Source organism: Streptomyces sp. BE20 (assembly GCF_036322525.1).
Lineage (GTDB): Bacteria > Actinomycetota > Actinomycetes > Streptomycetales > Streptomycetaceae > Kitasatospora.
In genome coordinates this window covers 1-361 of sequence record NZ_JAQYWW010000288.1, presented here as the reverse complement: position 1 = coordinate 361, position 361 = coordinate 1, and the positions used below count along the sequence as shown (strand labels likewise).

Here is a 361-nt window from a genome sequence, read left to right as displayed (position 1 = left end):
GGTCGTCGTGATCGCCGGACGGGCCACCCACGTGGTGGTCCGCACCCGCCCGCAGCCGATGACAAACCTGCACCTCGGCGGTTCCCGCGGCAGCCTGGCGCTGGCCCGGGAGGACGCCGGCCCGGCGTGGAGATCTCGGTGGTCGCCGGAGCAGGCAGAGAGCGGCGGGGCGGGGGGGGGCGGGGGGGGGGGGGGGTGGGGGGGGGCGGGGCGGGGGGGGGGGGGGGGGGCGGGGCCCCGGCCCCCCGGGGGGGGGGGGCGGGGGGGGGGGGGGGTGGGGGGGGGGGGGCCCGCGGCCGGGCGGGGCACAGCCCCCCGGCGCGCCCGACACCGGGCCCCGGGGCGGCCCCCCGCGCGCCCG

1 pseudogene is annotated in these 361 nt (G+C 87.0%); it reads left to right on the top strand.

Annotated elements, in window-relative coordinates:
* Nucleotides 1-133 (top strand): annotated as a pseudogene (locus PUR61_RS45080) (STM4014 family protein); the annotation flags it as partial.
* Between the last annotated feature and the right edge of the window lie 228 nt (nucleotides 134-361).